The organism is Bacillus thuringiensis, from assembly GCF_001595725.1.
GTDB classification, from domain to species: Bacteria; Bacillota; Bacilli; order Bacillales; family Bacillaceae_G; genus Bacillus_A; species Bacillus_A thuringiensis_K.
This window is the reverse complement of sequence record NZ_CP014282.1, coordinates 159,418-171,658: the sequence shown is the minus strand read 5'-3', so window position 1 is coordinate 171,658 and position 12,241 is coordinate 159,418. Positions and strand designations below refer to the sequence as shown.

The following is a 12,241-nucleotide window of genomic DNA, read 5'->3' as shown; positions in this document are numbered from 1 at the left end:
AGGTATCTCACCAAGGTGAGATACCTTCTTTTTATCTTTTAAATCCACCTTCTGAATGAATAACTTGCCCAGTAATCCACTCAGCTTCTTCACTTACTAAAAATTTAATGAGTCTAGCTGCATCCCTTGGCTCACCAATTCTGCCAAAAGGAAACATCGGCTTTAACCCTTGTTTTATCTCTTCAATCATCCATCCTGTATCGGTTGGTCCTGGATTAATTGCATTCACTGTTATTCCTAAATGAGCTACCTCTGCTGACAACGTACTAGTAAGAGCATCAATAGCTCCCTTCGTTGTCGCATAAGCTAGTTCTCCTGCCATAGGACCTTGAAATTGCCCCGAAGTCATATTCACAATTCTACCACCAGATTTCTTATCAAATCCCCGGGAAAATTGACTACTGAGCAATGTAGTCGCACGAATATTCACCATATAATGCCTATCCAATTCTTCAGCAGTCAAATTAAAGAAATCATTATTCGTAGAATACGCTGCATTATTAATTAATATATGAGGGTATCCAATTTGTTCAGTAACTCTATTTATAAGCTCTCTCGGTGCATCATTCTGAGTTAAATCTAACTCCATACTCGATACTCTAACACCTTTTTGTAATAGCTCTTCTTTTAATTGTATTTGTTCATTTTCATCAATGCCCCAAGGCATCTCTTTATCGTAAGCTGTCCAATACGTAAAAAATATATCGTATCCTGATTCAGCTAATTCTTTACAAATCGCTGCGCCTATACCATCTAGACGACTTACCCCTGTAATAACTGCTACCTTATTTTTTAATTGGTTTATCATATACTCCTCCAAATTTAAAGGACGCATATTTTATATAAGAGATATAAACTTTCCCACAAAAAAGACAGATACATAAAATAGGTATCTATCCTTACAAAAGGGCTATACAAGCCAAATATGCATTCCTTGAATGATTTACAGATAACTAAATAAACCCTCGCTTATGAGGGAAAAATTCATCTATCTAGTAGTTTCTAATCATTACAAGTTCATCCACATATTGAGTCGTTGTCTCCTCTCCATATATCTCTATTCTTAGTTTACCAAAACAGATAAAATGTTACAAAAAATAAAACAATTACTCACAGCCTATCCTTGTTCACATTATATCCATTGTGAATTTTTTCACAATGGATATATAATAAACTTGTAAATACAATATTGGAGGGATTTCAATGGTTATCAATTTTTTAAGAACTGATAAACGTGCTACTTTCATATTATTACTTTTACGGCTTTACATAGGATATACATGGCTCGCTGCTGGGATAGGCAAAGTCTTCGGACAATCTTTTGACGCAAGTGGCTTTCTAAAGGGTGCTATTGCTCAAGCATCTGGTGACCACCCTGCAGTACAAAGTTGGTGGGCAGATTTTCTTCAACATTTTGTCCTTCCAAACGCAGACCTATTTAGCTTTTTAGTTCAATGGGGAGAAATTTTAGTAGGTCTAGGTTTAATTTTAGGCGGACTAACAAAAACAGCTGCATTTTTCGGAATCATAATGAATCTTTCATTTTTATTAAGTGGAACTGTTAGTGTAAACCCAAACCTGCTTATTTTGACTATGTTCATTTTAGTTGCAGGGCAGAACGCTGGACGTATTGGATTAGATGGCTCTGTTTTCCCTAAACTTTTCCGTAAAAACAACCACGGAACATATAAATTAAGTAAAACTGCGTAGTAACAGTTTACTTTTAAAATATAAATAAGAAAAAGAGCCTGAATATAGGCTCTTTTTCTTATTTATCCTAATTTAAACTTTTAACGAGCCACGAAAACCTCTGGCAGCATAGTAAGAGTCTGCTCCATTGTGGTACACGAAAACATGTCCAAAACGATAATCACAAAATAGAGCACCACCGAGTTCTCTAATATCTGAAGGTGTTTGTACCCAACTTGATGATTTCATGTCAAAATCGCCAAGTTGTTGCAATTCCCGATATTGTTCTTCCGTTAATAGTTCAATGCCCATAGCATTGGCAACATCAATAACGTTATTTTCTGGTTTATGTTTTTTTCTTGATTCTAACGCTTCAAGATCATAACAAAGACTTCTGCGACCTTTAGGACTCTCCTTTGAACAATCATAGAAAGTATATTCGTCCTTTTCTTCATCATAACCGACAACATCCGGCTCACCGCCAGTTACTTCCATTTCGTTAAGTGACCATAATTTTTCAGCATTACCTTCTATCTTCGCTTCAACTTTAGCCCATTCAAGACCTTCATGGCGGTTCATGTTTTTCTCAAAACGAACTTGCAATACTTTCAATAACTCTTCACGTTTTTCTACTAGTAAGTCATTTTTATTCCCTGTCATATTAGTCCTCCCTAATGTATGTACTGATAGTAGTTTAAGTATATATTTTATAATAAATCATCTCAATATGAAGACCGTTTCAACCTTATGTCTTGTACAAACACCCATTACAAAGTCCTAAAACCCTCCATACTCTCTCCAAGAATATAGTGTGAAAACCACATCAAGTTCTGCTTCATAATAGCTACATGAACTCCTGGTTGGTCAGAACTATATGCCATTCCTTTAAATATAATTAATTCTGTATCAACTTCCATATCCATTAATCCTTGATATAGATCATATGCATTTGTAATTGGAATTCTTGCATCCTTTTCCCCATGTTGAATTAAGGTAGGCGTACAAGCTGATTTAATATACGTCATAGGTGATGTCTTCGTATATATCTCTGGATCATTCCATGGAGTATTTCCTAAATACATTCTAATAAAGTAAGGTATATCTGTATTTACATAATGGGTACTCCAGTTAGTGATTCCACCGCCAACTGAAATAGCTTTAAATCGACTACTAAATGTAGAACAGAAAGCTGATACATATCCACCGTTGCTCCATCCCATAACTCCTACCCTATCCTTGTCTACCATCCCTTTTTCTACTAGTTCATCCACTCCAGATATAACATCATCGTAGTCAGCAATCCCCTGTTTTCTATAGTTAGCTTTTAAAAATTCATTACCATAACCTGAACTTCCTCTGTAATTTGGTTCTAAAACGATAAAGCCTTTTTCAATAAACTGTTCAATCGGATATTTCTCATTGAAGCAGTCTGAAAATATCGGAAAAGATGCCCAAGCCGGACCGCCGTGAATTACTACTAATAAAGGATATTTTTTATTAGTGTCAAACTCTACTGGCGTTGATAAAACACCTTCTATTTCAAGATCATCGCTACTTTTCCATGAGATGATTTCCCTGTTACTTCTAAGTTTCCCTTTGAAAAAGCTATTTTCATTCGTTATTTTTTTATCGTCTAAATAGATTTCAAAGGTTTCATTTGTTATTGCCTTATTGTAGGATATATGTTTGCCATCCTTTGTTATAGAAGCATCCATTATAAAGCCATCTACTTTTTCGCTTAATATTTCCACAGTGCCATCTTCGGCTAGCAATCCAATAAGATAATTCGTTTTATTCTGCCACCTAATTAAAACCCCTTTAGCTGTCCACTGTAATGGCATAACCGTACTATCAAAATCTGTTAAAAGTTGAATTAGCTCTCCGGTATTTATATCATATATCTCTAACGTACTATCTTGTATATGGTTTCTATAGTAATCCTTCTCTCTTATGCTTGCTGTGTAACATATTTTACTGCCGTCAGGAGAAAAGCAAACACTCCCTCCCAACAACTTATTCACATTCAGCTTTTGTAGCTCTCCAGCTTTAATATGGAGTATGTATAGATCTCCATTTATATAATCTTCCATATTTGAGCTTGGTGTCGCCATAAATACAACCTTTTTACCATCATTTGAAATATCAAATTCATGGATATGAAAATCCTTACCATCCGTTAATTGATAAACAACTCTGTTCTCGTGTTCATCTGTATCACTTTGTATCACCTTTTCTATTTCAATGTAATATAAACAATTATTCTGGTGTTCCTTACCTATATGTTGAAAATCTCCATATAGGTCCTTACGTTTCTTTATCTCCTCACATTCTTTTGACTGCGTAACATAATAAAGACCCTTGCCAGTAGGACCCCATTTGAATGTACTGACTCCTTCTTTCTCATCAGTAATTTGAACCTCTCTATAACCATCTAGTGACTTAACAAATATCTGATTTTTCCCATCACCAACTGGACTAAGATATGCGATACACCTAGCATCTGGAGACCATAATGGGTGTGTACTATCTATATCCCCATTTGATAATGGGTAACTCTGCTTCTTATCTTTTTCATATATCCATACATGATTCCTATATGTATTTTCTTTCCAATCAGCCGTCTTCTTAACAAATGCTACGTTTTTACCATCATCACTTATGTTTGTACTTGATAAGGTTGGTAATGAAATAATCTCTTCTATACTTAAATATGTTTTTTCATTCACTTTAATCAATATACCCCCTTGAAATGTCCATAAATCTCTCGTCTCTTTTTGTCGTAATAAAGGAAATTGTTCACGAATACTTAAAATGATAATGGAAAATTCAGATAAATAAAAGTGAATTCGATAAAGTAAAACTTTAATCTATAGGGTTCTATCCGCTTACCAATTCTAGATGTTCTTTTTCGACACAAAAACACCCCTTTTAGATACAAATTTGTAAGTTTATTTTAAAGCTATAACTATATGTTGGTTTGGAATAAAATTTGATAAAAATGAAGTCACAAATCTTTATTTAACAACAAAAAAATCCATTTTGAAAAAACGATTGATCAAAATAGAATTACTCTTTTTAACTAAGTATGAGATTTTTATAAAAAAATTTTAATCAAAACTCACTTAGAATCTTTACTTGAAGGAATAAAGCTTCGCATCTTTTTTATGAACATCGTTAAACTAAGATAAACTTTGACTGCATCTGTAATTAATTGTAAAATATTACACATAGAAAGGTATTATAAAATAAATATAGAAGGGGTATGTTTTTTAGTTTTAAAGGGGCTAAAGCACATCTATTTTATGTTTTTAGAGGGAGAATTGAAAAATCATATGAAGAATTTCAAAAAGAGTACAGGTAAAATTTTACTAGCATCCGGATTAGTAGTTTCTATGTCAGCTTGTAGTGTAACTAGTTTATTTGGAGAAAAAGAAAAAACAAATGCTGAATCTGGTAAACAAGAAAGTAAAGAAACTACGACAGAAGGAACAAGTTCAACTAAGTCAGAAAGTAAATCATCTGAAACAAAGGAAAAATCAACTAACTCGAAAGAAGAAAGTAAAGATGTTAAGATGATTATGGTTTTACCTGAGGATTACCCACAACTTATGGTAGACATTGAAGAAGACTTATTAAGACGTCTAGATTACTATGATGCTTCTGTAAGGGATAATAAAAAGGGAAGTAAGTCAAATGAAGAGGTACGAGATAGTATTAAAGACTTAGATAAAGTATTTAATAAAATAGAGCGTATAGATGCACCAGGAAAATACAAGGAAGACCATAAGGAAATTGTAAAAGCTGTTCAAAAGTTAAAAGAGTCTTTCAAAGAAGTATCGAAGTTATTTGATTACTCTAAAACACTTAAAGATACGGATGATGCAATCATAGATAAAGCAAACAATAAATTAGATGAAGCAAAACGCATTTGGAAACCTGTATTTGATAAGTTAAAAGCGGAAGCTAAGGGTGGTTCAACAACTACTTCTACAACAAGTGGTACTAGTTCTTCTAACTCACCGAGTTTATCTAGTGGTAATACAGTTAAAACATACAGTACCCAAGATAAAACTGGTATATTCAAAGGAAAAATTGATACACCAGACGAGGATTCCGCTAAGTTTAAGAATGTACAGAACAACTATAAAGACGGTACAGAGCTTGTAGGTAATTGGGGTATTGATTACGGAGACGGAGTCAAAACTACGTTAGTCCTAAAAGCAGATAAGACATTTGAAACATATGCAAATGGTTCTTATCCAAATAAAGATAATTACTTAACAGGAACATACCAAGCAGACGTTTCTTCCCATCAGTTAACGCTAATGGTGGAAAAAGGAACTCAAAATGGTCAAGAAGTGAAATTGGAAAGACCTATTTATTCATCATATGAGGTTAAAAATTTAGATGGTAAAGCATTACAGATTTTCCACATAGACGAACAAGTAACAATTTGTTATGTAAAACAATAAATAACTAAAAAAAACTCTGTAAAATGATTTTTACAGAGTTTTTTTCTTAGTTTTAATTTATTATAAACGATCAGACTTTTTATAAACTATCAAAATTTATTTCAAACGCATACTATATTTATTAACCTACCAACGACCTACTCAACAGTAACAGACTTAGCTAAGTTACGTGGCTTATCAACGTCACACTCGCGGTGAAGTGCTGCGTAGTATGAGATAAGTTGTAATGGAATAACTGCTACTAGCGGTGCTAGTGCTTCGTGTACAGCTGGTAATACGAAGCTGTCACCTTCCATTTCTAAGCCTTTCATTGAGATGATACATGGGTTAGCTCCGCGTGCTACTACTTCTTTCACGTTACCACGAATTCCAAGGTTTACGTGCTCTTGTGTAGCAAGTGCAATAACTGGTGTACCATTTTCAATTAAAGCGATTGTACCGTGTTTTAACTCTCCTCCAGCGAATCCTTCTGCTTGGATGTAAGAGATTTCTTTTAGTTTTAACGCGCCTTCTAATCCTACGTAGAAGTCTACGCTACGTCCGATGAAGAAACAGTTACGCGTTGTTGCTAAAAATTGTTTTGCTAATGCGTCCATTTCTTCTTTTTGATCACAAAGTTCTATCATTGCATTTGCTACAAGTCCTAGTTCGTGTGTTAAATCGAAATCAAGAACTTCACCTTTTGCTTTAGCAATATCAGCTGCTAAAATTGAAAGTACTGCAAGCTGTGCTGTGTAAGCTTTCGTTGATGCAACTGCAATTTCTGGTCCAGCGTATAACGGAAGTGTATAATCAGCTTCACGAGAAAGTGTAGAACCAGGCACGTTTGTAATTGTTAAGGCTTTATGGCCCATTTCATTTGTTTGCACAAGTACTGCACGGCTATCAGCTGTTTCACCACTTTGTGAAATGTAAATGAAGAATGGTCTTTCTGTTAATAATGGCATGTTATAAGAGAATTCACTTGCCACGTGTACTTCAACTGGCATTTTTGCAAACTTCTCGATAAATTGTTTTCCAACAAGACCTGCATGATAACTCGTTCCACATGCAATGATGTAAATACGATCGCTATCTAAAATCGCATTGCGGATGTCTTGATTTAATTCAATTTCGCCATTTTCATCTTGATACTTTTGAATTATATTACGGATTACAAGTGGTTGCTCATCGATTTCTTTAAGCATGAAATGAGGATATGTTCCCTTTTCAATATCACTTGCGTCTAATTCCGCTGTAAACGGTGCACGTTCAATCGTTTCACCTTGTAAGTTTTTAATTGTAATACTTTCTTTCGTTACAATTACGATTTCTTTATCCATTAACTCAATAAATTGATCTGTAACTTGTAACATCGCCATAGCGTCGCTTGCCACAACATTAAAGTTGTCACCAACACCTACTAATAGCGGGCTTTTGTTTTTAGCAACATAAATCATGTTTGGATTTTCAGCATCAAGTAATCCGATTGCATAAGAGCCATGTAAAAGAGATAGTGTATTACGGAACGCTTCTTCTACACTTAATCCTGTGCTCACTTGTTGTTCCATAAGCTGTACGATAACCTCTGTATCTGTTTCACTTACGAACGTTACATCTTGTAAATATTCCTTTTTCACTAATTCATAGTTTTCAATTACACCGTTATGAACTAATGTAAAGCGTTTTGATGTACTTTGATGCGGATGCGCGTTTACTTTACTTGGAACACCGTGTGTAGCCCAGCGTGTGTGTCCGATACCTACGCTTGCTGCTACGTTCTCATCTACGATTTCACGAAGTTTTGCGATACGGCCTTTTTCTTTGTATACAACAACACCGTTCTCTGCTTGTACTGCAATACCTGCTGAATCATATCCACGATATTCTAGCTTTTCTAAACCTTTTAATAAAATTTCCTTTGCATCTTGCTCTCCAATAAATCCTACGATTCCACACATGTTTAGTCGCCGTTACAAATGCTTACACTGCTCTGCGAACATGTAACGACATAGTCCGATACCATTTTTATTTATACTAAAAAACGGATTACATATTGCTAGCCCTGTAAGCTTGTAACGGCTTTCACCTTCCTCTCGATTGGGTTTAAGTCCGTATATACTTATACAGCTAGTTTTCATCCGTTCCTCTTCTCTCATCACACTTTCACCTTTGTCCACTAAGTCACCTTAATGATTTAAGTAAAAGCTTGCGGTTGTGATGAACAACCGGGAGTCATCCGCCGAAATCTCGATAAACCCCACCTCGTCAACTACACTATTTGTAGTTCTGGCGCTTTTATAATTTACAATATTTCCTTTGAGAAAAAGAACAAGACCATCTTATAACAAACATGGATAAACCGTCAATGAAATTTTTTTCATTGTCTATAAAACATATGAAAAAGGAACACTTTTTGTGCTCCTTTTTCATATAAATTCAGCTAATTATTCAGCGCCAACTTCAGCTTTCACAACTTCTACAATGCGATGTACATATGCATCACAAACTTCTTGTGTTGGTGCTTCTGCCATTACACGAATAAGTGGCTCTGTTCCAGATGGACGAACAAGAATACGGCCATCACCGTTCATTTCTTCCTCTACAACACGAATAATTTCTTTAATTTTTTCGTTTTCTAATGCTAATTTTTTATCTGTTACACGAACGTTTACTAGCAATTGTGGGAATTTCGTCATTTCTCCTGCAAGCTCAGATAATGGCTTTTTCGTCATTTTCATGATGTTTACAAGTTGAAGTGCACTTAACATTCCATCACCAGTTGTAATGTAATCAAGTAAGATAATATGGCCTGATTGTTCTCCACCTAAGTTGTAACCTCCGCGCTTCATTTCTTCCATTACGTAGCGGTCACCAACTGCTGTTTTATCACTTGTAATATTATTTGCTTCAAGTGCTTTGTAGAAACCTAAGTTACTCATAACAGTTGAAACAACTGTATTATGTTTTAATTGACCAGTTTCTTTCATATACTTCGCACAAATGAACATAATTTGATCACCGTCAACGATGTTTCCTTTTTCGTCTACAGCAATTAAACGGTCGCCATCGCCATCAAAAGCAAGTCCGATATCCGCTCCTTTTTCTTTTACCAATTCAGCTAAGCCTTCTGGATGTGTAGATCCTACACCTTCATTAATATTCATACCATTTGGAGAAGTTCCCATTGTTGAAATATCAGCTTCTAGGTCTGCAAATAAGTATGGAGCTAGAGAAGAAGTTGCACCATGTGCACAATCTAAAGCGATATGTAGGCCGGAGAAATCTTCTTCAACAGTTTGTTTAATGTACTGTAAATATTTTTGTCCACCTTCAAAGTAATCGCTCACTTGTCCAAGATTAGTACCTGTCGGACGTGGTAGTTCATCAACTTCTTTGTCTAATAAAGCTTCAATCTCAGCTTCTTGCTCATCTGTTAATTTAAAGCCGTCTGAACCAAAGAATTTAATACCGTTATCTTGTACTGGATTATGAGATGCAGAAATCATAACACCCGCTTGTGCGTCTAGTGCTTTTGTTAAATAAGCAACGCCCGGTGTAGAAATAACGCCAAGGCGCATTACTTCTGCTCCAGTTGATAATAGCCCTGCTACTAAAGCTCCTTCTAACATATGGCCAGATACACGTGTATCACGACCGATGATTACTTTTGGACGATCTGTATCTTTTGTTAATACATAACCACCAAAACGTCCAATTTTGAAAGCTAATTCAGGTGTTAACTCCTTATTTGCAACTCCGCGTACTCCATCTGTACCAAAATATTTACCCATTATGATTCGCTCCTTTTTCTTGCTCTTTTTGATTGTGATTATCTACTGTTGGTTCTTGACTCGTTTCTTTATCTTGATTTTGATTTTGGTTTTGGTTTTGATTCTTTTCCTGTTCTTTTTCTGAATCAGGTTCAGGATTTTTTGGTTTCTCATTTTGATTTTCTTGATCGGTGTTTGAATCCGGTTGTTGACCGTTACCCTGTACTTCTTTATCTGGTTTTTCTTTCTTCACAATAGTAACTTTAGCACTTTTTTGTTTTGGTTCTATTGAAATATTACCAGGACCACTCACTTGAATGGAAATATCTTTCGTTCCTGGAGATACATTTTGCAGATTAATTACCGCTGTTATTTGAGCAGCTGTTATTTTATCTACTATACTTGCTTCTCCTGAAATATCAACACTTATCTTTCCATCTTGCGGCGAAAGTAGCTGAGCAGTAACATCTTTAGAAAGTCCATTTTTCTGGATTGGGATACCATCAATCGTTTTTGTTTTCGTTTGTTTTGTTTTTTGCACTCCCACCGAAACCTTCACTTGATTCGGTTTTGCACTTGTTACACCCTTGGGTAATAAAACAGAGGCATCGAATGTTGTAGACTCTGTCAATTGACTAAGATCTACTTCGACCCCCTCTAGCGATTGTATATTATCCAAAATATCTTTTGGACCTGCTATCGTTACTTCTCTCGGCTCAACACTGATATTTGTAACTGCCAATCCTTCTGCTAAACTCCCCTTCTTCGTATACGTTACAGGAACAGTTTTTTCAGTATTATTGGCTGTAGTTTGCATTGCCACATTCAACGTTACACTAATCTTAGATGGACTTGTTCTTACATTTAAACGTTTTCCTTCTTTATTGTATAATGTAACTTCGGGCGTTTTTGTAACAGTTTTATTAACACCTTTTAAATCAACATACGCTTTGGCAGATGAAATACTTTCAATTTCTTCTTTCGTCCCAACTACCTCAACAGTATCCGGTTTAAGGCTTGATTTTTCTAGTGTAGCCCCCGCTGGCATCTGATCCTCATTTGATAATTTCAGATCTACATGAACATATTTTCTCGCCTTTTCATGCAGAGTAACTTTAATTGTTGATGGCTGAACTGTTCCTTTCACATCATCTGGAAGCCCGTTCGTTTTTAAAGAAATCTCATAAGTTCCTTTTGGACTATCTCGCAAATCAATCGGTATATCAAATTGTTTTTTTGCTTTTGCTGTAGCAACTGATGCTTTTGGGCCTTCTAATTTCACCTTAACGCCCTCTGCTGGAATACCACTTACAATATATTTCTCCTCATCATACTTAAGATTAATAGCATAATTAGTTAATGTTTCTTTCGTATCATTTGCAAAAGGTAATATACCTGATGTCGTATTTTTTTCAGTTAACGTCGCTGACATAAAAAGCATACACGCCAATAGTAATGAGATCCCTTTTAAAAACCAATGATTCTCCATTAACTTATCCATGACGCTTTCTCCTCCAATTCCATAAAGACGAAGAAGTCGTTTTTTCGTTTCCACTAAATTCAGCTAATAACATATCCTTCAGCTGTTCTGTCTTCAAATCACGATGCAACTTACCATTTTTCGTTAAAGAAATTTGACCAGTTTCTTCAGACACAACTACTGTAATACTATCAGTAACTTCACTAACTCCCATTGCAGCACGATGTCTAGTTCCTAATTCTTTAGAAATAAACGGACTTTCTGATAATGGAAGATAGCATGCTGCTGCTTTAATTGTACTTCCTTGCATAATTACCGCTCCGTCATGAAGAGGTGTATTTGGAATAAAAATATTAATAAGTAATTCCGATGATACGTTTGCATTCAGCGGAATACCCGTTTCCACATAATCACCCATACCGGTCTCTTTTGACAAAGTAATTAATGCACCAATTCTACGTTTCCCCATATATTCGGTTGCTTTTGCTATCGCTGTTGCAACCATTTCAGGTTCATCATCCTCATGCGTTCCAACACGCGAAAATAAGCTTCCGCGCCCTAGCTGCTCAAGTGCTCTTCGCAATTCTGGCTGAAAGATAATAATAACGGCTAAAAATCCCCACGTTAATACTTGTTCAGTTAGCCAAGATAGCGTACGCAATTCAAGGAAAATACTGATCATCTTAACGACGATAATAACTGTAATCCCTTTTAAAAGTTGAACAGCTTTCGTCCCTCGGATTATAAGAATTAGCTTATATATAATAAACCATACAATGGCAATATCTAATGCCGTACTAAGATATTTCAAAATGGTCGTATCTTCAAAAGGCATGCTATCCCTTCCT

Annotated in this window: 10 protein-coding genes; 2 read left to right on the top strand and 8 right to left on the bottom strand. The window is 35.4% G+C overall.

The annotated features are described in order from the left end of the window. Positions 1 to 31: 31 nt before the first annotated feature. Positions 32 to 808 (bottom strand): SDR family oxidoreductase, encoded by a 777-nt coding sequence (locus tag AXW78_RS00990; RefSeq protein WP_061883704.1) that lies wholly within the window; start codon positions 806 to 808, stop codon positions 32 to 34. Between the two features lie 395 nt (positions 809 to 1,203). Between AXW78_RS00990 and AXW78_RS00985 the strand changes: the two genes are divergently transcribed. Beyond that, the gene (locus AXW78_RS00985) at positions 1,204 to 1,710 is read left to right on the top strand and encodes a DoxX family membrane protein (RefSeq protein WP_000236365.1); all 507 of its coding nucleotides are present in this window, start codon (positions 1,204 to 1,206) and stop codon (positions 1,708 to 1,710) included. Positions 1,711 to 1,782: 72 nt separating this feature from the next. Here the strand turns inward: AXW78_RS00985 and AXW78_RS00980 are convergent, their stop codons facing one another. Next, positions 1,783 to 2,349: a DUF4256 domain-containing protein gene (locus AXW78_RS00980; RefSeq protein WP_000147399.1), complete on the bottom strand. Its 567-nt coding sequence runs from the start codon at positions 2,347 to 2,349 to the stop codon at positions 1,783 to 1,785. Positions 2,350 to 2,456: 107 nt separating this feature from the next. Next, positions 2,457 to 4,421, bottom strand: a complete 1,965-nt coding sequence (locus tag AXW78_RS00975) for a S9 family peptidase (protein ID WP_033672941.1) — start codon at positions 4,419 to 4,421, stop codon at positions 2,457 to 2,459. A gap of 588 nt (positions 4,422 to 5,009) precedes the next feature. Between AXW78_RS00975 and AXW78_RS00970 the strand changes: the two genes are divergently transcribed. Next, positions 5,010 to 6,161, top strand: a complete 1,152-nt coding sequence (locus tag AXW78_RS00970; protein WP_002163817.1) for a DUF3994 domain-containing protein — start codon at positions 5,010 to 5,012, stop codon at positions 6,159 to 6,161. Positions 6,162 to 6,298: 137 nt separating this feature from the next. Here the strand turns inward: AXW78_RS00970 and glmS are convergent, their stop codons facing one another. The 5 genes from glmS to cdaA form a co-directional block, all read right to left on the bottom strand. After that, entirely contained in the window at positions 6,299 to 8,101 is a 1,803-nt protein-coding gene (glmS, locus tag AXW78_RS00965) for a glutamine--fructose-6-phosphate transaminase (isomerizing) (protein ID WP_000334163.1), read from the bottom strand. A gap of 12 nt (positions 8,102 to 8,113) precedes the next feature. After that, entirely contained in the window at positions 8,114 to 8,299 is a 186-nt protein-coding gene (locus AXW78_RS00960; protein WP_001206405.1) for a hypothetical protein, read from the bottom strand. Positions 8,300 to 8,587: 288 nt separating this feature from the next. Further along, a complete protein-coding gene (gene glmM, locus AXW78_RS00955) occupies positions 8,588 to 9,934 on the bottom strand; it encodes a phosphoglucosamine mutase (RefSeq protein WP_000521476.1) in 1,347 nt (448 codons plus the stop codon). Then, positions 9,927 to 11,414 (bottom strand): CdaR family protein, encoded by a 1,488-nt coding sequence (locus AXW78_RS00950; protein WP_000359592.1) that lies wholly within the window; start codon positions 11,412 to 11,414, stop codon positions 9,927 to 9,929. Before AXW78_RS00950 ends, glmM begins: the two co-directional genes overlap by 8 nt. Then, entirely contained in the window at positions 11,407 to 12,228 is an 822-nt protein-coding gene (cdaA, locus tag AXW78_RS00945) for a diadenylate cyclase CdaA (protein ID WP_001115697.1), read from the bottom strand. The genes AXW78_RS00950 and cdaA overlap by 8 nt, the downstream gene beginning before the upstream one ends. Between the last annotated feature and the right edge of the window lie 13 nt (positions 12,229 to 12,241).